At 54.2% G+C, this 21,426-nt stretch carries 17 protein-coding genes; 8 read left to right on the top strand and 9 right to left on the bottom strand.

Going from position 1 to position 21,426, the window contains the following annotated elements; translation table 11 throughout:
- Positions 1-66: 66 nt before the first annotated feature.
- Entirely contained in the window at positions 67-1,095 is a 1,029-nt protein-coding gene (locus QEZ52_RS22455) for a LacI family DNA-binding transcriptional regulator (RefSeq protein WP_343211586.1), read from the bottom strand.
- 97 nt (positions 1,096-1,192) lie between these two features.
- Between QEZ52_RS22455 and QEZ52_RS22450 the strand changes: the two genes are divergently transcribed.
- The 5 genes from QEZ52_RS22450 to QEZ52_RS22430 all read left to right on the top strand — a co-directional run bounded on the left by QEZ52_RS22450 (position 1,193) and on the right by QEZ52_RS22430 (position 7,143).
- Positions 1,193-2,704 carry a tripartite tricarboxylate transporter permease gene (locus tag QEZ52_RS22450; protein WP_343211585.1) on the top strand — a complete coding sequence of 504 codons (1,512 nt, stop codon included), beginning with the start codon at positions 1,193-1,195 and terminating at the stop codon, positions 2,702-2,704.
- A complete protein-coding gene (locus QEZ52_RS22445; RefSeq protein WP_343211584.1) occupies positions 2,701-3,171 on the top strand; it encodes a tripartite tricarboxylate transporter TctB family protein in 471 nt (156 codons plus the stop codon). Before QEZ52_RS22450 ends, QEZ52_RS22445 begins: the two co-directional genes overlap by 4 nt.
- 39 nt (positions 3,172-3,210) lie before the next feature.
- On the top strand, positions 3,211-4,170 hold the full coding sequence (locus QEZ52_RS22440; RefSeq protein WP_343211583.1) for a tripartite tricarboxylate transporter substrate binding protein: 960 nt from the start codon (positions 3,211-3,213) through the stop codon (positions 4,168-4,170).
- 61 nt (positions 4,171-4,231) lie between these two features.
- Entirely contained in the window at positions 4,232-5,635 is a 1,404-nt protein-coding gene (sauS, locus tag QEZ52_RS22435) for an acylating sulfoacetaldehyde dehydrogenase (RefSeq protein ID WP_343211582.1), read from the top strand.
- On the top strand, positions 5,632-7,143 hold the full coding sequence (locus QEZ52_RS22430) for an AMP-binding protein (RefSeq protein WP_343211580.1): 1,512 nt from the start codon (positions 5,632-5,634) through the stop codon (positions 7,141-7,143). The genes sauS and QEZ52_RS22430 overlap by 4 nt, the downstream gene beginning before the upstream one ends.
- A 72-nt stretch (positions 7,144-7,215) precedes the next feature.
- Here the strand turns inward: QEZ52_RS22430 and QEZ52_RS22425 are convergent, their stop codons facing one another.
- The 5 genes from QEZ52_RS22425 to QEZ52_RS22405 form a co-directional block, all read right to left on the bottom strand.
- Entirely contained in the window at positions 7,216-7,794 is a 579-nt protein-coding gene (locus QEZ52_RS22425) for a hypothetical protein (protein ID WP_343211579.1), read from the bottom strand.
- 130 nt (positions 7,795-7,924) lie between these two features.
- The gene (locus QEZ52_RS22420) at positions 7,925-9,532 is read right to left on the bottom strand and encodes a mechanosensitive ion channel domain-containing protein (RefSeq protein ID WP_343211578.1); all 1,608 of its coding nucleotides are present in this window, start codon (positions 9,530-9,532) and stop codon (positions 7,925-7,927) included.
- Positions 9,533-9,668: 136 nt separating this feature from the next.
- Positions 9,669-10,154 (bottom strand): hypothetical protein, encoded by a 486-nt coding sequence (locus QEZ52_RS22415; protein WP_343211577.1) that lies wholly within the window; start codon positions 10,152-10,154, stop codon positions 9,669-9,671.
- Between the two features lie 55 nt (positions 10,155-10,209).
- Positions 10,210-12,912 carry an AsmA family protein gene (locus tag QEZ52_RS22410; RefSeq protein ID WP_343211576.1) on the bottom strand — a complete coding sequence of 901 codons (2,703 nt, stop codon included), beginning with the start codon at positions 12,910-12,912 and terminating at the stop codon, positions 10,210-10,212.
- A 56-nt stretch (positions 12,913-12,968) separates the two neighbouring features.
- Entirely contained in the window at positions 12,969-14,513 is a 1,545-nt protein-coding gene (locus tag QEZ52_RS22405; RefSeq protein WP_343211575.1) for an efflux transporter outer membrane subunit, read from the bottom strand.
- Between the two features lie 157 nt (positions 14,514-14,670).
- Here QEZ52_RS22405 and QEZ52_RS22400 point away from each other — a divergent pair, with 157 nt between their 5' ends.
- Positions 14,671-15,672, top strand: coding sequence for a DUF4105 domain-containing protein (locus tag QEZ52_RS22400; protein ID WP_343211574.1), 1,002 nt, complete (start codon positions 14,671-14,673; stop codon positions 15,670-15,672).
- Positions 15,673-16,130: 458 nt separating this feature from the next.
- On the opposite strand, the gene QEZ52_RS22395 is transcribed toward QEZ52_RS22400, so the two are convergent.
- From QEZ52_RS22395 to QEZ52_RS22385, 3 genes are all read right to left on the bottom strand, one after another.
- Positions 16,131-16,628 carry a hypothetical protein gene (locus QEZ52_RS22395; RefSeq protein ID WP_343211573.1) on the bottom strand — a complete coding sequence of 166 codons (498 nt, stop codon included), beginning with the start codon at positions 16,626-16,628 and terminating at the stop codon, positions 16,131-16,133.
- A gap of 320 nt (positions 16,629-16,948) precedes the next feature.
- Entirely contained in the window at positions 16,949-17,965 is a 1,017-nt protein-coding gene (locus QEZ52_RS22390) for an alpha/beta hydrolase (RefSeq protein ID WP_406651329.1), read from the bottom strand.
- Between the two features lie 255 nt (positions 17,966-18,220).
- Complete coding sequence (locus QEZ52_RS22385) at positions 18,221-19,171, bottom strand: LysR family transcriptional regulator (protein WP_406651327.1); 951 nt, start codon at positions 19,169-19,171, stop codon at positions 18,221-18,223.
- Between the two features lie 94 nt (positions 19,172-19,265).
- Here QEZ52_RS22385 and QEZ52_RS22380 point away from each other — a divergent pair, with 94 nt between their 5' ends.
- Together QEZ52_RS22380 and QEZ52_RS22375 are read left to right on the top strand one after the other, a co-directional pair.
- Positions 19,266-20,159, top strand: a complete 894-nt coding sequence (locus QEZ52_RS22380) for an arginine deiminase family protein (RefSeq protein ID WP_343211570.1) — start codon at positions 19,266-19,268, stop codon at positions 20,157-20,159.
- Positions 20,156-21,409, top strand: coding sequence for a Zn-dependent hydrolase (locus tag QEZ52_RS22375; protein WP_343211569.1), 1,254 nt, complete (start codon positions 20,156-20,158; stop codon positions 21,407-21,409). Before QEZ52_RS22380 ends, QEZ52_RS22375 begins: the two co-directional genes overlap by 4 nt.
- Positions 21,410-21,426 lie beyond the last annotated feature (17 nt).

Genomic DNA, 21,426 nt, shown 5'->3' with positions numbered 1-21,426 from the left:
GTCAGCCTCTGACGGCCATAGATTTGGTTGGGCCTTTGGGAACCGATGTCATAGCTGGTCAAAAGATTATCCAGCCCGAGCGGCCGTTGAGTGTCTTGGCATGACACGAAGTTCACATTTTTTTGCGAGACGTGTGGGCTGAGAGCCGATGACAGCTTCGGCGATCAGCTCGGCCGCCTGGACACCAATGCTTTTGGCAGGGATGCGAACGGTTGAAAGGGATGGTTCGATCTCTCCGGATCCTTTGAAGTCTCCAATTCCCATCACCGACAGGTCGTTGGGGACGTCAATTTTCAGCTGTTGGGCAGAATACAACGCGCCCTGGGCGATAATGTCGTTGCCACATAAAATGGCAGTTGGGATTTTATCCTGTTGCAACAGTGTGGTGCAGGCCCGTTTGGCCTCGGCTACGCTGTATGGTGCCTCGAGCTGCCAATTGTCTGGAATGCTGAGCCCAACGCTGTGCAATTCGTCCAAAGCGCCCTTCAATCTGCCCTGAGCGCGGTCGTTCCCTTTGGTCGAAGGAAAGACCAACCCGATTTCCCTGTGTCCCAGCGATATCAGATGGCGTGCCGCCAGACGTCCGGCTTCGGTGTTGTCGACCCCGACACAGGAAACATTGGCGGCTTCGTCATAGTTCCAGATTGCTACGGTCGGTATCCCCTGTTGTTCTATAAGCTGAAAGGACGCTTCGGAGTGTTCCAAACCGATAACCGCCAAACCATCGACCCGATGCTCCAGCAGCTTTCGCAGCATTTGATATTCTCGGTCCAGATCGAATCCGTGCGAGGCGATCAGCATTGTAAAACCGTGATTGTCGAGCTCGGTCGAAAAGGACTGGATGACCTCGGCAAAGATCGCATTGTCAATTGTCGGCACCACCAACCCAATGGTGGCGCTGCGCCGACCGTGCATGACCTGTGCTGCACGGTTGCGAATGTAGCCCAGTTTCTGAACGGCTTTTTCGATTTTTTTCCGAGTCGCAGGTTTGACCAGATCTGGGTGGTTATAGCTGCGCGACACAGTGGAAATTGAAACGCCAGCAACCCTGGCAACATCCACAATATCCGCGTTACCATTTTGTTTTTTAGACATAAAACACCGCGTTTCACATGAAAAATGAAAACATTTGCAAAACTATTTTCATGACTTACTTTTTTATGTCAACCGAATTTGCGAACAGGGTGATGGCTTGGAATTCCTATATTACTTCGGAGATGTGTTCTCGCCGGTATCTTTTGGCCTTCTGCTATTGGGTACAATTGGCGGGCTGATTTTGGGGGCGACCCCGGGGCTTTCGCCGACTATGGCTGTCGCGCTGCTCATTCCGTTCACCTTTCATCTTCAACCGGTTCAGGGGCTGATCCTGTTGGGTGCGGCGTATACATCGACAGTGGCCGGTGGCGCTGTCAGCGCCATTCTCCTCAAGATCCCCGGAGCGCCCGCCAATATCGCCACGACGCTGGATGGGCATACGATGGCGCAACAGGGCAAGGGTGCCAAAGCGCTGCAGCTTAGCTTCCTTGCTTCGGCTGTGGGCGGCGTGTTTGGTGTGCTGCTTTTGATCTTTTTGACACCTTTGCTGGCGCAATGGGCGTTGGCGTTTGGGCCCAGCCATCTGTTCTGGCTGGCGATCCTGGGGGTCACAGTTATCGGGTCGCTAGACAGTGCTTCGGTCGTCAAAGGGCTATTGTCCGGGTGTATCGGGCTATGGCTGGCCACCATCGGGTTTGATGACATCATGGGGGCACAGCGGTTCATCTTTCATCCTGCGCTTGGCGGTGGCATCAACATCATTGCTGCGTTGATCGGACTGTTTGCCATACCTCAGGTGTTGACCATGTTTGCCAAGGGGCGGCGGGTTGATAGTACCGAAGTTATCGAAGTCGAAAAACATTCGATCATGGATGCCATCCGCGAATTGCTGCGTCGGCCCCGCGCCCTGAGCATTGGGACGATCACCGGGTCGATCATCGGATTGGTCCCCGGAGTCGGCGGACAGATCGCCGGTTTGGTTGCCTACGACCAGACCAAGAAATTCAGCCCCGAACGTGACAAGTTCGGCAAAGGTCATTCCGAAGGCGTCATTGCCGCAGAGGCGGCCAACAATGCCATGGTTGGCCCCAGTCTGGTGCCATTGTTGACTTTGTCGATTCCCGGTTCCCCTACGGCGGCCGTGTTGTTGGGTGGGTTGCTGATCCACGGGATATTCCCGGGCACCGATCTGTTTGACAATCACCCGGACGTCGCCTGGACCTTTATCAATTCGATGCTGATCGGGCAGATCCTGATGTGTATCTTTGGTTTGTATGTCGCCGGATTGGCCGCGCGGGTTGCGCAGGTGCCGCAAAGCGTCATGGCCGCTGTTGTGCTGGGTCTCGCTGTTTTTGGCAGCTATTCGGTCCAGTCGTCGATGGGCGATGTCTATGTCATGGCGACGCTTGGCGTGATGATGTATTTTCTGGAACGGTTCGGATTTTCGGCGGCACCGTTGGTGCTGGGTCTCATCCTGGGGCCGATTGCCGAGGCCAACTTTATTCAAGGCAGCATGATCGCTGGTGCCACCGATGGTATGGCCACCTACTTCTTGGGCGGGCTTCTCAACATTGTTCTGATCGCGATTGTGATTGCCTCGGTTCTCTATTCGGTCTGGATGGAACTGCGGTCGCGTCGCTACATCTCGAAAGAGGAGATCATGGGATGAGCATTCCGAACTTGCCCCGCATGCAACACATACTGGCTTCTGGAGTCATTGCCGCCATCGGGGGTTGGGTTGCCTGGATTAGCTACACCCAGCAACCTTCCGAGGCGTTCCTGTTTCCCAGGCTGATTTCGACCGTGTTTGTGGTCCTGGCGTTGTGGACCTTTGTCAAGGCGCTGTTGGGTTGGACCAAGGTTGGCCATGGATTGACCGCCAAAGAGACGATGTTCCTGCTTCCTGGCCTGGTTATCGCTCTGGTTTATGTGTTCTGGGCGGCCAAGGCGCTGGGATTCTACACGGCCGGAACCATCGCGTTTTTCGTGCTGTTGTCGTTCTATGATCCAGCCCCACACCACGAGGTGCGAAGCTGGATCAAGCGCGCGGTTATTACAGCCGGGTTCCTGCTGGTGATGTACGGGCTCTTTGCCAAATTGTTGAAGGTCTACACACCCCGAGAGATTTTTTTCTGAACAAAAACCAACAACACAACAACAAGGGAGAAGACGACAATGAAAAAACTGATTGCTGGCGCAGCACTGGCGCTCACAGCGTTGACCGGGGCAGCTGTGGCCGAGGAATACCCGGAACGGCCTGTTATGTTGATGGTCAGCTATGGGGCAGGGGGGGCCACTGATTTTCAGGCCCGTATCGTAACCATGACCGCAGGAAACGAAGATGCCCTGGGCATGCCGATTGCCATCATCAACAAACCTGGTGCCGGTGGGCGGGTCGGTTGGAATTGGTTTGCAACCCAGGCCGAATCCGATGGCTATACATTGGGCGCGTATAATGTACCTCATTTCATTGCCCAATCGATCAAGGGCGGCGTGGAATATTCCACGGACAGCTTTGAACCGATCGCAAACTGGGGTGCTGACCCAGCGGTTTTTGTTGTAGCGGCTGACAGTCCAATGAATTCGATGGATGACGTTGTGGCCTACGCCAAGGAAAATCCGGGCAAGCTGACATTCTCTGGCGCGGGTCTTTTTGTCGGCCACCATATCGCAGCGCTTCAGCTGGAAAAGGCGGCTGGCGTGAAAATGGCTTATATCCCGACCAAGGGGGGCGGTGCCGCAGCGATGAAGGCCGTGATTGCCGGTGACGTAAAAGGGGGGGTGAACAACCTTTCTGATGCGTTTCGGGCGCAGGCTGCGGGCAACGTCAAGATCCTTGGTGTGTTTGATCTGGAGCGGAATGCCTTCTTGCCGGACGTCCCGACGCTCAAAGAACAGGGCTATGACATCGACAATGCCAGCGTGAACTTTCGCGGTATCATGGCGCCCAAAGGAACGCCCCAAAACATCATCGATGAATTGGCCGCTACGGTTCCGGAAATGTTCAAGAACAGCAGGGTTTCCAAGAAAATGCAGGCCGGTGGTTCACCCATGCACATCATGACCCGGGACGAGGTCAAGGCAATGTGGGCCGCCCGTCAGGAAACGCTGGCCGAGCTGTTGGCCGGTCTTTGAGCCCACGCACCAACAGGACAGGGCGATCTGTCGCCCTGTCCAACCCAAAAGGAATTCAAAGATGAACGCAGATGATGACATTGCCCAGGTTCAGACGATCATGACCCGGGCCCGCGCGGCTCAACAAGCCTATGAGCGGGATGCGACCCAGGAACGATATGACCGCGCTGCACAAGCAGCGGCCTGGGCCATCATGGAGCCGTCGCGAAACAAGGCACTTGCTGAACTCGCTGTCCAGACAACCGGTCTGGGCAATGTGCCCGACAAAATCACCAAGAACCACCGCAAGACGTTGGGATTGATGCGGGACATCAAGGGGGTCCAGACCCAAGGGGTGATCCGAGATGATCCGGCCAGTGGAATCACTGAAATTGCGCGTCCGTTGGGGGTTGTTGGCGCAGTGGTACCATCGACCAATCCGGCTGCAACGCCTGCCAACAATATCATCAATGCACTGAAATGCGGCAATGCCGTTGTCGTGGCCCCATCGCCCAAAGGGGTCGCCAGCTGTGATCTGCTGTTGACCTATATTCATGCCGAATTTGACAAGATCGGGCTGGATCGTGACTTGGTATTGATGTTGCCCGCACCAGGATCCAAGGCCAAAACCCAGGCCATGATGGAGTTATCTGACCGAATTATCTGCACGGGCAGTCAGAACAACGTGCATCGTGCGCAGACGGCTGGGACGCCCGCGGTTGCTGTCGGTGCCGGCAATGTGACGGTAATTGTTGATGAAACTGCGGACCTCAGAGCCGCGGCGCAGAAAATCACCGCGTCCAAGACATTTGACAACGCAACATCCTGTTCTTCGGAGAACTCGATGATTGTTGTCGATGCGGTTTATGACCAGTTTCTGGCCGAGCTGGCCCAGGTTGGGGGAGCGCTGGTCCAGGATGAATCTGCGATCGTGTCCAAGCTGTGGCCAGATGGGCATTTGAACAGGGCTGTGATTGCTCAGGATGCTGACAAGATGCTTGATGCGTTGGGGATGGCCGATGCCGTGCCGGCGGGCACAAAATTTCTGGTGGTCGAAACGTCTGGAATTGGCCCCGATCACCCGCTGTCCGGTGAAAAGCTGAGCCGTGTTGCCGCATTGTACCGGGCCCGGGATTACGTCGACGCGACTGAAATCGCCTCGCGTATTCTGAACTATCAGGGGGCAGGGCACTCTATCGGGATACACACGTCCCAAGACAGCCGCGCCGTTGCGCTGGGGACATTTTTGCCGACCTGCCGAGTCATCGTCAATCAGGCCCACACGTTTGCAACAGGTGGATCGTTTAACAACGGGATGCCTTTCTCGCTGTCGATGGGTTGTGGCAGCTGGGGCGGCAATTCGATCGACGATAACCTGCATTGGAAACACTTTCTCCAAACGACCAAGGTCATCCGCGAAATCGAGCCCAATGAACCTGCAGTGGATGAAATTTTCTCGGACTATTGGAAGGTGGCCGGACAATGAAATTTGATCCGAATACACCGCCTCCGGGGAGCGTTCGGGATTGGCTGGACCATCGGGCGGAAACAGCGGGCACTGATGTGGCCTTTCGGTTCTTTGATGGGCGTCCTCCGCTGACCTGGGGCGAGCTACGAACCTGCGCCCGAGATCTGGCGTTGCGCCTGACAGGCAAAGGTTTGGCCAAGGGAGAGAGCATCGCGATTTTGCAGCCGAACGGTCGGGTGGCCGTCGAATCTCTCTTTGGTGTTCTGTATGGCGGCTTTCGGGCTACGGTCATCAACCTCGTCGCCGGGGATGAGGCAATCGGCTATGCACTGGAGCACAGCGAGGCCCGCGTTGCCCTGGTCAACCCGGAGGTCACCGAGCAGTTTGACAGGGTGCGCCCCGAAAATCTTCGGGAACTGGAAGAAGACACTGCGAACATAGCACCTGGGTTGCACAGCGTAGATCCGCAAGATGATGCGCTTCTTATGTATACATCGGGTACGACCGGTCGACCCAAAGGTGTCGTGCACAGCCAATCCAGCTTACTTGCCGGTGGGTGGACGCCTACGGTGGCGCATGAATTGTCTGAACGGGATTGTGGGCTTTGTGTTCTGCCACTGTATCATATCAATGGGCTGTGTGTTTCTGTCATGAGCACATTGATCTCGGGCGGGCAGTTGGCAATTGCCGGGAAATTCTCGGCCAGCCAATTCTGGGCCCAATGCAAAGAGTGCCACGCAACCTGGTTCTCCGTTGTGCCAACAATCATCTCACATCTTCTCCACGCGAATGCGACACCAGATCCTCAGACCCGGGCGCGTCTCAGATTTGGCCGTTCCGCGTCTTCTGCGTTGTCTCCTGACGTTCAGACAACATTTGAAACACGCTTTGACGTTCCAATTGTGGAAACCATGGGTTTGACCGAAACGGCGGCGCAGATTCTGTCAAACCCCTTGCCACCGGGGGTTCGCAAGATTGGCTCGCCTGGCAAGGCTTTTGGCAACGAAGCGTGCGTTCTGTCGCCCGACCTGAAACCACTCCCTGCCAATGTACAGGGTGAGATCGCGGTGCGAGGTCCAAATGTCATGCGGGAGTATCTCAAGAACCCGCAAGCAACCAAAGACACATTCACCACTGACGGGTGGTTGCGCACCGGCGATCTGGGTCATGTCGATGAAGATGGCTATTTCTTTGTGACCGGACGCCTGAAGGAGCTAATCATCAAGGGGGGCGAGAACATTGCACCGCGTGAGATCGACGAAGCGTTGTATTCGCATCCCGATGTGATTGAAGCCGCGGCCTTTGCGCGGCCGTGCGCTGTATACGGGGAACGCGTTGAGGCAGCAGTCAAGCTGAGCGAAGGGTCATTGGTTGGCCCAGATGATTTGATCGCTGTTTGCCGTCACAAGGTTGGGGCATTCAAAGCTCCGGATATTGTTCACGTTCTGGATGATCTGCCCAAAGGACCATCGGGCAAGATCCAGCGGATCAAGCTGGTTGCACTGACTACAAGTACGTCAGACTAAGACGTTTCATATCACATCGCCGACCATCATGCCTTGTCGACCTAGATTCAATCCAGGTTCTGCCAGTCGGGGCTATATGTCGTCCTTTTGGTCGGTGACCTGCTGCCCCAACCCGCGCCCATGCACCTGCAGCAGGCCAAACAATTGGCGCGGGGCAATATCCAGTGACCTGACCTTGTTTTGGTTCACGATGACCGAAACACCCGAGACGACAGAAGGTTGATTGGGAAAGAACACGATAACTTGGTCGTCAAACCTTTCGATCTCGAACCCTATGCGGTCCCAGTTGTCGGATGTGACTATGACAGATTTGATGTTCCCAACCAGATCTTCGGTGTTGTGAGGGCTGCCGATCAAACCCCGGATCAGCAAATAGCCGGGCATATTCTGGGACAATGCGCGATCGAACAGAATGACCTTGTCATTGATGTAGGACACATAGGACAGCATCCCGGCAGCGAACAAAGTCAGAAGGACAATCAAAAGGGCCAGAATGTTCGACATTGCAATCCCAGCAATCCGATCCGCTGGGATATAGCTGTCCATGGTTTCGGCGATTTTCATGCTAATCATGAATACCTGACCCAGGACAAGCAGCAGGATGCCGACCGGGATCACAAACAGCAGCCCTCTGAGCATCGTATTCTTCATGAATATTCCTCCAAAGTTGGGGATCCCGAATGGCACGGGCCAACCCCAAGTGTTCAAGTTCTAATGGGCGTGGTTTTTCACACCCGCCGCGGTTTCGGAGAAAACACACCTGCCGTCGTTGATGTTGAAATCATCCTTTTGATTTTCTGGTCTGGGTATGGGCCAGTTCACCATCCCATTGTTCTTCTGGCAGCTTTGGAATGTCCGGGTCGCCAGTGTAGAACGGCGTCATGATCTGGGTGTTGTTCTCGTTGAAGACGGTGACGATGTTGCGGTGCAGATCCGACAGGATTTTTGGCAGGAATTCACCTCGGGATGTATAGGCGTTGATTTCGTAATTGATCGAAAAGTCGGCCAGCTTTGTCCACAAAACAAAAGGCGGGGGAGACTTCTTCAGGCTGGTTGTGCGCAATGCCGCCTCTATCAGCATGGCTTCGACCTTGGCCGGTGGCTCTTCGTACCCAATACCGACCATGGTGTGAACCAGCAGTCCCCGGCCATCAATCTTGCGGGTTAGATTGACCACCTCTGAATTCAAAAGCTGAGAGTTTGGGATACTGATCATTTCGTTCTTTGTCGATTTGATAAGCGTTTCCATCAGTTTGATCTCGACCACATCGCCGGTTTTGTCTCCCACGCGAACCCGGTCACCAATGTTTGTGCTGCGCCGGTAGATGACGAACAGCCCGGCCATCATATTGCTGACCACCGTGTTGGAACCCAAAGACAACATGACCCCGGCCAACAATGTCAGCCCCTGAAAGGCTCGTGAATCTGATCCCGGTATATATGGATAGGCAAACACCAGTGCCACAACGATGACCAGCACTCGCGCTAACATATACGTCGGAGAGATCCAGTGGTCTTCAAAATCAGAAAGTTTGAAAACGCCCTGTTCGAGATTGGAAAAAAACAATGCCAATCCCTGAAGGATCAATCGCGTGATTGCCGCGATGATCCCCAAAACGATCAGATTGGGGACGTATTCAATGACAGCCCAAGCAAAATTGGCCAACGGTTGACTCACATAGGTGAGCAATAGTTCAGCAATCGGCCGGGTTTCCGTAAACGCCAGCAGCACGAAAGATAGGTAATAATAGAACAAGAACAGGTAGCCGATCCACATCAGAACGTTCACGGCATATCCAATAAGCGCGGCAATACCTTTCCCACGGACAAACGCCTGTGTTTTCTCTTCGACCGCATCGAACCGTTCGCGAACGGCCAGGGTAACGATGTCCACCAGTTTTCGGCGCTTGCCCAGAAATAGATACGACAGGGCAAAAAACAGAGCGGACCAGACCAACGCGGCAAAGGCACTTCCGACGCGGGCGGCGTCTGTTCGATTTGCCCGGTAAGTCAAAACGGCCGCTTCCAGGGCTTGGGCCTGTAACCCGGCGAGGACTTCCAGCTTGATATCTTCGTAGTCGGCGTCTGCCTGGGTAGTAATAGTCACCATTCGGCCGTCGACCTGGATTTCGATCCCGAATTCATTATCCAGTTGCTGGACAAAAACCGTGTCGGATTCCGAAGCTCCGGCCACACGCAGCACGCGCTCTTGAACCTTTTCGGCCCTTTCGGTTGCTGGCAGGGCTGAGGATCCGCGGACTACAAACAGCGTCTCGCCATCTATGACCACTGGGGCGACGTAGATTTCGTTGTTTTCTTCCGTCAACTCAGGTTGCGGTGATCCGGGTTTGGCCGCGTCCTGGGCCAGGCTGGTGGTCACGAGCAACATGGTCAAGCAAAGTGACGCAATGAGCCCCGCTGCGACTCGTGGCAATTCAATCCTGATTGACCCAATTCCGTGCATCCCGTCTCCCCGTCAATTTACCTGTGTCTTACCTGCGCGAGTTTTCGGTGCGATGGCAAAATCACTCTTCTTGTGCGGTCTGACATTCCTTGACAACTGAGATGGCTCGCTGACTCCCAGCCAGATCAAATTCTTCGGAACCGCCTTTGGCGCCTTGCAATGTAAACGACAACCGTCTGCCAAATTCCGATGCAAACTCTGGATTGTCAAAGAACGCATACCCTCCGGGTACTCCATTCAATTCCACGCCCAGGGCTTCTCCCTGGAATCTGGAGTCATTGAAATCGAACAGGGGCGCGCTGGTCTCGCCAACGGCGATATCTGTCCAGGCTGCGTTATAAGCTGCAAAAAAGGCACCTTTGCGGGCGGGATCAAAACCGACCTGAATCAAGGTGCCGGTTTCAAAGATTTTCTGCATATAGCAACCGTTGCCATTGTCCGGGTTCACGTTGATGACCCAATCTCCGGATGTGGCGTATTCCTGCGCAGAAGCTGTCGAAGTGAATTCAACCAAGCAAAGTGCCGCAAGCAGCAGTTTGTGGAACATGTTTCAATCTCCTTTGCAATTCGCGCCGAGAGGTCGCCGCCCTGGGGTGCAAGCGCTATTTGAGTTGCTGAATATCGGGCCGACAAGGAACTCGGTCTGTTGGCATTTCGGTGGCTCCGTCCGTCCGTTTGCTGCGCGAACCCCCGACAATAAGTTTGAATTTGGGGTCTGACAATTGGCCGCTTACCTCAAAAGGCCAGGCACTTCGCGCCAGCGGCTTTCCAACCCGGCGGGGTTCGGCTCTCAAGGCGATCGTGTCCTTGAGCCAATTGACATCCCCCTGAGCGACCAACTGGACACTGCGGGTTTCGGCAACAATTGAATCAAATCTAACACGGCCTGCATTGATCCGAATTGGTGCTTTGACACAACTAATCTCTGTCTTGCCGGCCGCAAGCTCTTCGGAAAACAGCCAAGGGAAAATGCCCAGTCCAGCCAGTTCCAACAGGCTGGTGGCAATATATCCCTTGCCCATGTTCAAGGATGCAGATCCATACATCGAGTTGATAAATGTTTTGCCGGATGTGATGTTTCCCGTGATGTCAAAGGCGGCGTTCAACGTACCGGCTGCGTCGATGTTCAGGCCAACAGCATCCAGAATTTTGCCAAAGTTCCAACCGCCGGTTGATCCGACAACCTTCAAAAGTGTCGGGTTTTCGATAGCGTCCATTGCTGCCGTAACCTTGAAAAACCCTGGACCATAAAACAATTCGAGCGGTCCGGCTTCGATCTGCCCTTCTTTGGCAATGAACTGGCTGTTCATCGACGACACCCCGGCGTTGCCGACGAATTCCTTCAGCACCAGAGAAATTTCCAGGTCGGTCTGGGTCAGAATACGTTCCAGATCCAGGATCTTGCTGTTTTTTTCCAGGACCAGTGGCTGAATGGGCGGTTTGCCGTCATCCTTTGGTTTGGGATCTGCAGCTGTGGGATCTTTCTGCTTGCGGATCTGAATGATGGCTTTGGTACCGTCCCGCAGATCGGCAAGGCGAATTCTGTTGCTCAGGATCTCGCCACGGATGACATTTATCTCTTTGCTGAGATCAAAGGACAGATCCGTCCTGAGGTCACTTTCACCCGCCTTGAATTCAACGCCAATTTTCGCGGCCTCGGCCGCGCCCTTCAGGCTCAGACCAAACTCAAGCGTTCCGACATCGACAGGTTCAATTCCCAAAGCCGTCAAAAAATCTTTCGGTTCGGCGATTGTCAGTTTCAGGTCAGTTTCCAGACCTTCCAGACTCGTCACATTTTCGACTGATATGTCAGCAGCCAAAGACCACAGATCCGTTCCTTTGGTGCGTGCCTTCAACTGCGTCAGGCTCAAAGGCCCGGTTTGGTCAGAAACACTGAAATCAGCTGAGACGCTACCAAATCTGGCCGCATCCTCTTTGGACAGACTCTTAAGAAGGAGTGAGGAGTCACCCGCCAGAGTTCCCTCCAGATCCACATTCTTGAATTGAAAGATGTCCCCGACATTGCCACGTGCCACGATATAGGGGGCAGCGCGAGGGCCCGCCTGAAGTTGTACGTCCTTCAATCCCAGCGTCTTGTTCTTTGTCCGATAGACACGTCCGATTGAAATCGGACCAACCCTGTCCAATCCCTGATCAAAGGCGTTCGTACCAATAACCAGCTTTTGGAACTCGAGCTTGCCGTCCTGGCTGATGATCCGGGCATTGATGTCGGTCAACTTTAGGTCTTTTAGCGATTCTGCTTTGGCGGGGGGCTGATCTTTGGGGTGGAGACGGGCTGTGAATTTTATATCCAATCCATCGACTGGCCGCAGGTTCTCGGCTCCTCCTGTGACGGTGACCTGCTGACCCTTGTTCAGATCAAAGGTCGACGTGATATTCCGGATTGTCAGTTTGTTCGGTTGGCTCGTGATGTCCGCGCCCAATGTTCCGGACCCTTCCAGGCTGCGCGACAATCCCAGAACGTCAAAGACGTTTCCGATTTCACCGGTGTCGACCAACAGCTTGGCCATATGGCCGCCCCCCTGGTCGCCCGGAATCGGAGATCCGTTATAGGACACCGAGATATCCCCGAAATTCACAGTTGTCGTAAATGGTTTGCCCGGGGGGTATTTCCCATCCAGCGTAAACCCTTCGCCGTTGACAGAACCTTTGCCGGTTACGGACACAAGATCCCCGCCGTCGCGTTGCTCCAAAAGGATGGATTGGAGGTCGAAAATGAACTCAAACCCCGAACGGTCATCCCGTGATATCAATCCGATGTCAGTAAATGTGACTGTTCTGTCCTGAAGAAAACCGAGGATCGACGGGCCTTCGCCTCCTGTTCCGGGGTCTTGTTCCTGGTCGTTAGACTTATCTGTGGGTTCGGTACCTGAAGTGGCTTTTGGGGTGCGCTTGATCCAGGAGGTGGTCCCGTCTTGGGTTGTGACCATGTTCACGTGAAGCCCGTCGATCACGAGGTTATCCAGGTCGATCCGCCGCTCCAGTAGAGCGAGCAAATTCAACTCCCACTCCAGCAAGTTCAATGTGGCAAGGTCGACTTCGTTGATATTGGTGCTTGGGATACGTGCGCCGCTGACGTGAACCTTGGTCGTTGCACCCAAAACAACCCGGACATCCCCCTCTACGTCAAAGGGTTGGCCAATCTGATCCGTGATGATCCCGGCTACAAAATCTTTGCGAATGCTGCTGAAAAATGGTGCTGCCAGAACCAGCCAGATCAGAACGACAGCAAGAACGGTAAGAATGGCTGCCCATTTTAATATTCTTGCTATCCAATGCGACATGGGACCTTCCTGTATGTGGAGCCGTCTCACGACAGATTTATGCGTTGCTGGCTGTCTCAGCTTGTTTCAAAGCTGCCCCCCAGCGCAACGTTTAAATTCACAAAATCCATAGCTTGATTGCGTATGTCCAAAGCATAGGCGTATTCGGTATTCAGGAATGACCGTTCCGCATCCAGAACCTGAAGGAAGGAAACCGATCCGTCCGCAAACCGGGTGCGGGCAATGTCCAGGACAGTTTCCGATGCTTTGACCGCTTTTTTGGCGGCCTTGACAGCCAGTTGATGTTGATTCAGGGCATAGATGGAATTTCGAACTTCTTCGACTGCCAGGACAACTTCCTTTTCCCAGATGGCCTGCCGTTCCTTGACCAACCCTTTTGCGGTTTCGATCCTGGCCTTGCGGACCGGGCGGTCAAAGATTGGAACATCCAGCGCGGCCCTCAGGAACCCGGCACCGGGCAAAAACGCCTCGCCGCTGTAGTTCACGTTGATGTTTCCGGTCAGCGTCAGCTTGGGGTACAAGTCTGCCTCGGCCACGCCAACCAAGGCGACGGCTTGGGCCAACTGTTGTTCGGCCTGGACAACATCGGGCCGATTTCTGACCAGATCAGCGGGTATGCCTGTGGTAACAAAATGAGATTTGGCCACAGGTTGCGGGGCACGCTTGTCGAAATTGTCACGGTCCGGAATCTCGGTGGCCCCGACCAAGGCGATTATCCGGTTGAGCATGGTCACGAAAAGTACCCGGCTTTCGGGAATGCTGGCCTGTGTGGTCAGTACCAATGAATGGGCCTGGGCGATTTCCAGATCGGTTGCTTTGCCTTGTTTGGCCAGGTCCTGGGTGACCTCCAATGTTGCCTTTCGACTCTCCAGAACCCGCAGGTTCACACGGATCAATTCCTGTGCATACCGCATTTCGATATAGGCGGTGACGACTTCATCGACGAACAACAGACGCCACACATTCAAATCCGCATAGGCGGCCTCCAGACCTGCAAATGCGGCCTCACGCTCCCGTTTGAGGTACCCGAACAGATCCAGCTTCCAAGTGGCTTCAGCTTTGAGCGCGCCAGTCTGAAATGGCGCCACAGCCCCACCTGAATCTGCCTTGGCTTCTACAACGCGGGCATTGCCGGAAATCGGATATCCCGCGGCAGCTAACGCCCCTCGGGATTGTTCGATCTTGCCGGCAATGCGGCGAATATCCAAGTTCTGTTCCAGCCCCAGATCAACAATCTGATTGATGACCGGGTCGTCAAAACCCCTCCACCATTTGGCATCATTCTTGCGTGCCGGCCCCGAACTGCCAGGGCCAAAGCTGGGCGAGAGTTTCATTGTCGGTTTGACAAAATTCTCCCCAACCGTGCAGCCTGTCACCCCCAAGCCCAATAGCCCGCATAAAATTGCGCGCCGGTCCGTAACCCCAGCCGTATATGTTCTGTTCCGCTTCAATCTCAATTGCCCCGGTTCTCGGCTGACCCGAGACGCGCCTATCGCTGGGAATGGACTTTCCAGTCCTTTCTGGTCGAACTGCTTTGTTATTGAGGCCAGTAAACAACTCCCGGTTTGACAGACGCAACCTATTTGTCGCGCTCCTGACATATGTTGGTAGCATTGGTGACAATCTCGACTCACCTCTTTGTCCTGTTCTTTGGGTAGGATCAAAAAGCTGGACATCTCACACATCGCGGATTGAGAAGGCCCCTTGACCAATTTTCGGGAACCCGTCTTGATGAGTTCATCGGAAAATGGGGCCAAAATGATACGCCTTTTGCGGGTTTTTGGAATTGTCGCTGTCGTTTTGGGTCTGACTCTTGTTGGGGTTTGGGGTGGTTTGGCCATTTGGTTCAGGGCTCCACTGCCGGAGGTGGCGCGACTTGTCGTGAGCGGGTTTTGGGGCCTGGGCAGCGTGGCGACGATGATTGCCTATTTCGGGCCGTTCAGGTGGCGGACGATGGGGCTGTTTGCGTTGTTTTTTGCGGGGCTAGTGGTTTGGTGGAATACGTTTCAGCCACCTGAAACAGGAAATTGGGCGACCGATGTTTCACGCCAGGTGACTGGGGACATTGACGAGAACATCCTGACTCTAACCAACGTTCGGGAATTTGAATGGCGTACAAATACAGATTTCACCGAGCAGTGGACCACCCGAACCTATGATCTGGACCGACTAACATCGGTTGATATGTTTCTCTCCTATTGGGCCGGGCCGGAGATGGCGCATTTCATTCTGAGTTTTGGGTTCTCGGACGGACAGTTTCTGGCCTGGTCAGTGGAAGTACGTCGTGAAGTCGATGGTGGGTTTTCTCCCGTGGCTGACTTTTTCAAGGAAAATACCTTGGTCATTGTGGCGGCATCGGAACAGGACGTTGTTGGGGTGCGCTCCAACGTGCGCGGCGAAGATGTACAGCTATTTCGATTGAATGCACGTCCGGAACAGGCCCGCGCCTTGCTCGAGGAATATGTGTCAGAGGCTAACGCGCTGGCCCGGGTGCCGCAGTGGTATAACTCGGTGACCACCAATTGCACGACAGTTGTGTTCAAAATGATGAAAGCAATCGGGAATGGGTACCGATTTGACTGGCGTATTATCGCAAACGGATATCTTCCGGATTACGGGTATGATCAAGGTGCTTTGAACACCACAATCCCCTTGGGGGATCTCAGAGCGTTGGGTCGGATAGCACCCCGAGCTTTGGCAATTGGATTGAACCCTCAGTTTTCCAACGCAATTCGGCTGGGTGTTCCGACGCCAAATTAAAATTTGCACCGAGAGCTCTGGAATTGGCAAAATGTGCGGAAAAATTGTGCATATGACTTGCCAAAATGATTAAAAAATGTGCATCTCCTGTCCGCCATTGTAATACGTTGACCAAAGTTTGCGAAATCCGGTTCCCTGCTATCCAGGACCGAATGACTGAACCAACGATAGAATTCGCGGGTCACAGTGAGCTATCGAAATCAGGATTTGGTAAGTGCCGAATTTGCGCCACGGTATGAGGACCGTTTTTTTCCCAACAGAGTAAACTTGAGCCCGCCCGATACCCTGATGATGTGAAGTAGAGTTTTTGGTGTTTTTCTAGGTCGAGGTGGATCACAGAAATCGAATCGTCGCTGGTGTCGGCAGACGGATCTATGTGGGATATCTGGGGCAAAAAGATAATGGCCACCCACAACGGGCGGCCACCAGAACATCTTTAGTCAAAATTGATCGTTAACTTACTGGGCAGACTGGCACGCACGGACCATTTCGATACCCTTCAGGGTGCCGGTCAGATCAACGGTAAAGGCATATTCTTTTTCGGGGAATACAATCATGGTGTACTGACGCGCAACATCATCAAAGAATTGTGCATTGTTTGAAAGCACATACCCGCCGGTGTACCCCTCGGTCACGTTTCCGCGCATACCTGTGGCGTCACCATAATAGAAATCGTCGGCAATTTGAATCACGACTGCTTCCTTGGCGTTGCGTTTGATGTCGGTTTCCGCCTTTGTGAAAACACCGACATACCCAGCGTCATGGCCTTTGGTATACCCCATCTGGACGACATTTCCCGCGTCGTCGCTTTTCTCCATCAGGCACGCGGACCATTCGTTGTGGGTGAATACTTTCCAACCTTCAACTTCGCCGTATTTTGTAAACGTATCAGCGAATGCAGCTGTTGAAGAAACAGCGGCGATAACGGCGGCGGCAGCAAATTTTGTGACGTTCATTTCTATTGTCTCCTAATAGGGAATCATAATGTGCGGGCTCCAAGGCGAGCAGGACCAAGCATATAGATTTATGAATGAGACGGCTAGTCAAGTTGTGCCAAAGCTACGTACCGGAAGGTAATATTGACACCAATTAACAAAGTACTAAGCGATCAAGCCGGGTTTGGTCGTTTAGGTGAATGGCCCATCGTTTGGTAGGCATCGGGTCTCAGATCTGTTCCAGCCTGCTTTGTCGGTTCGCAATGCGAAGCTGGCATCGTAGAGTTTTGGGTTGAGCCGCTGTTCAGGTCAGCGACCTGAACATGGCCGTGTGCGTTGGGTTATTGCAATACAGTCAGGACAGCGCTTGACCCCAGGATTTCCAGCAATACCAGCTGTGACTTGCCGCTTTGGTAATTGTCAGCCTTGAGACTGTTTCCAATAACCTGGACGACTTCGGGCGAGCCGGCAAACTTGGAGTGCGTGCCAGAGGATGAATCATCGACCTGGCTCAAATCTATTACGGTCACTCCCAATTCCGCCAAGGCCTCAGTATGGGCTGCGCCGACCCGGGGCACCCCTCCTGAAATCCAGCGCGAGAACTTTAGCGCCTTGTCGTCATTCGCGACAAAGATCGTAAAATTCCGTTCTTTTGGGTCCAGAGAAGCCAGCTGCGACTCGAACACATCAAGATCGATGTCCGGTGATGCCAACATGACGTTCCCCAAACGGCCTCCGATGTTGTATTTACCGGAAAGCTCGGCATGAACGATTGCCTCGAGCATCAGCATCCCCCCCATTGAATGGGCGAATACGTCGAACCCCTGGGCATTTGTTCGCTGTAAAATACCCGACGCCTCCAACAACAAGGGACGTGCCGCGAGGGCACTATTCAGATCGTAAACATAATGCGAAACCTTGGCGGCCGAGGCCCAGGAAAACAATACTGGCACGCCGTTAAAGCCGGTGTCCTCGACAAATTGGGCGATCCTGAGAATCGAGTCACTGGCCGTGTTGTTGTAACCATGCACGAACAGCATCAGGTTCCGGTCTTTCGGAGGTTTCTTGGCCAACTCGCGATTGATTTCGGAAATAAAACTGTTCTCGGATTTGTACACTGTCGGCTCGACGACTGCGAATTCGGTCGTTGGATCTGGTGGCAGGCGCTTGGGCCGTTCGATCTGTCCGGGGACATGGTTGGGTGGAATCGACACAACAACAGACGCAAGCCCGAGGTCAGGCGCACGTTCAGAGGTGAAGAAAACCTCAACGACTTCGCTTGCTTCGCGGGTGGTGGCCAGAAACACTTTGCGTTTGGTTGATGTGGTCTTGGCAACCGGGGTTTCCGGATTGTCCACACCTACCAGATCCGGTGGCCTGCTGCAGGAGGCGGAGAAAGTCACAAGCAATATGGAAAGCATCTGAAATAGACGCCCAAAGAGGCGATGTTGAAGCATAATCTGGCTTTCCTGGGGCCCCAAAAGCCGGGTCCTCCAATAGCGATTCAAGTGTTGGCCGCTAGATACGAGTCGAAAAAGTTACCCTAAAATCCTCCCATAGTCTGTGGTGAAGTTCAACAAGGCACGATGCCCCGGACGTCGCACAGCAAGGTTTCAAGGCGTCATATGTGTGCTCGTCTGGGCGGCGTCCTTTAACAACCTGATGAACGTTTTACACACCAGGTTGGGCTCTTCTCCGCGTTTGCGAACCATCTTGATTTCTGACTTCAAATCGTAGGCACCTGCTCCGACGGTCCGCAATCGACCGTCACGTACCCAAATATCAGCAAAGCTTTCGGGGAGATAGCCGACATAGCGCCCCGTCAGTACCAGCATCGCAACACCTTCGATCTGATGCGCGCTGGCATTCGATTTCAATCCTCTGGATACAGGTGCAACGACATCTTCGTTCAAGTAGGCGCGTTTGCAGAAATTGGCCTGTGGCAGCAATCTTTGCACGTCTTGGGGCGTGTCCGCCTGGAACAAGGGGTGGTCGATGCCACAATAGAGGCCGATTTTCTCCACACCCAACAATTCGTAAATCAATCCGGGTTTGTGTTTGTGAAAAACGCCCACGCCCACGGCAATCTGTCCGTCCTGCACCGCGATTTCGATCTCGTCCGGGGCCAGTGAGTGGATTTCGATGGAAACATCGGGAGCAATGCGGGTCAGTTCGCCCAAGGCCCCCAATATCGGCGCCTCGTCGTTGAACACCCAATTGTCAATCGCAGCGACAGACAGCCGTCCAACCAGTTTGCCCCGTGTGCCATCCACGGTTTCCCCGAATTGATCCAAGGCAGCAAACAGCTTGCGGGATGCGGCATAGACGATTTCCCCCTTGTCCGTCATCCGAAACCCTTTTCGCCCACGTTGACATAGCCGCATGCCCAATCGGGTTTCCAAATCGGTGATCTGGCGGGAAATGGTCGACGCAGACACGTTCAGCGAAATCTGGGCCGCCGAAAACCCGCGTGCGTCCACGACTGCGGAAAAGACGTGCAGCAAGTGAAGGTCGGCTTTGGAAAAGGACGGAGGAAGCATGAGGCACAATACGTGTATAACCATAAAAGTTAAGTCCCTTAATCTGTAATTTAATCAATATAATTTCTGTGACAGCGTGCCCCGAGATCAGCCATTCGCGAAAAAGGGAACGAATATCATGACATCACACGGCGGGGTTTCGCAGCGTTGGGGCATTGACAACGACTATGCCAAGTTGACTGACGTTTTGCTGGGCAAGCCCGAGTATTTCAAATGGGTCGAAGCCGGTCCGTTGATCGGGCGAACCCTTGCCAACGCCGAAAAGACCGGACACAAATTTGATCTGCAACTGGCGATGAAACAGCACTCGGAAATGGTGTCGATCTACGAAGAGAACGGCGTCACCTGCCATTATCTGGATAGCGACGAGGTGCTGCACCGCAATTTCTTTGCACGAGACAGTTCGGCGATGACCCCATGGGGGGCATTGATCTGTCATATGCAGCTGAAATGCCGTCGCGCTGATTACGTAACAGCGATCAAATTCTATCAGGAAAACAACATCCCGATCTGGAATTTCGCTACGGCTGGTCATTTCGAAGGTGGTGATTTCAACATCATTGAACCGGGGCGGGTACTGATCGGATATTGCGGTGAACGTTCGGAACAGGAAGGCTCTGAACAGGTTGCTGAGTTTGTCCGGTCCGAAGGGTGGGAGGCTGTGGTTGCTCCTATCAGCCGTGAGTTCGTACACATGGACGGGCTGATCGTACCACTTGCCGACAAACTGGCCGTTGCCTGCATTGATGCAATGGAGCCCTGGCTGGTGGATATCGTCAAAGGTTGGGGCATTGAGATTGTCGATGTGGACTATCGCGAAGCCAAGAACCTGGGCGTGAATCTCGTCGCTCTGGGCGACAACAAGGTGCTGTCCATGGCCGGGGCCACTGACCTGAATGCCAAGATGCGGGCGCTGGGATTCGAGGTTTATGATCCTGACATGTCGATGTTCACCCTTGGCGGTGGCGGCGTACATTGCCTGTCTCAGGCGCTTCACCGCGAGGCGGCATGATTTCTGACGTGCGCATCAACGGTGATCGCCTGTGGCACAGCCTGATGGACATGGCGCAGATCGGTGCCCTGTCAAACGGGGGGTGCGGGCGGTTGACATTGACCGATGACGACCAGATTGCCCGTGACCTCTTCACCCAGTGGTGTGAAGAGGCCGGGTGTACGGTCACCTTTGACCGTTTGGGGAATATGTTTGCGCGCCGTCCGGGCCGCAATCCTGACCTGTTGCCGATTGCCTTGGGCAGCCATTTGGACACCCAGCCACATGGCGGCAAGTTCGACGGGGTTTACGGAGTATTGGCCGGGCTCGAAGTCGTTCGAAGCCTGAATGACCATGGTATCGAGACAGATGCCGCAATCGAGGTGGTGAACTGGACCAACGAGGAAGGTGCGCGGTTTGCGCCGGCAATGTTATGTTCGGGTGTCTATTCCGGTCTATTTGATCTGGAGTTTGCGCTGACACGTGTGGATAAGGATGGGCTGTGCCTGAAGGAGGAACTGGACCGGATCGGTTATGCCGGGAAAGAGCCGTGCGGAGCCCACGATCTGGGCGCTTTTCTGGAAGCCCATATCGAACAGGGCCCGGTATTGGAGCGTCATGACGAGATCATTGGCGTGGTTGCAGGTGGACAGGGTCAACGTTGGTACGACGTCGTGGTGCTTGGGTGCGATGCGCATTCGGGTTCCACCCCCATGTCGGGACGGCGCGACGCGCTCATCGCGGCGGCCCGGATCATCGCGGCCGTCCAAACCATCGCGCTGGATCATGGTCCCGAGGGGGTCGGCACGGTGGGCGAACTGCACGTTTGCCCCAATTCGCGCAATACCATCCCCGGGGAGGTTCGGTTCAGCATCGATTTCCGTCACCCAGATGACAATGCGCTAAGCGCAATGGACGAAGCTATCCATGCTGTGGCTGATGCGGAACGCGATGCAGAGGTGCAATTGGACATGATCTGGCACAACCCGCCGGTTCACTTTGATTCCCGTTGTGTTGAAGCCATTGAAACCGCAACTCGGGCCTTGGGATATCCGCATCGGCGGATGATCTCGGGCGCGGGGCATGATGCGTGTCAGGTTGCGCGCAAAGTGCCGACCGCCATGGTGTTCGTCCCGTGCAAGGATGGGCTCAGCCATAACGAGGCCGAATGGGCCGAGCCAGATCACCTGGCTGCCGGTTGCAATGTCCTGTTCCAGGCAGCGCTGACGCTGTCTACCCATTCCGCCCTGGTCCCGGAGCGACCGGCCTAGGGCGGCAAAACCAAGAA

The sequence above is a fragment of the Aliisedimentitalea scapharcae genome (genome assembly GCF_045277565.1).
In the GTDB taxonomy this organism is placed as follows: Bacteria; Pseudomonadota; Alphaproteobacteria; order Rhodobacterales; family Rhodobacteraceae; genus Aliisedimentitalea; species Aliisedimentitalea scapharcae.
Note: the sequence above shows the minus strand (reverse complement) of the source record. Positions and strands in the feature narration are given on the sequence as shown.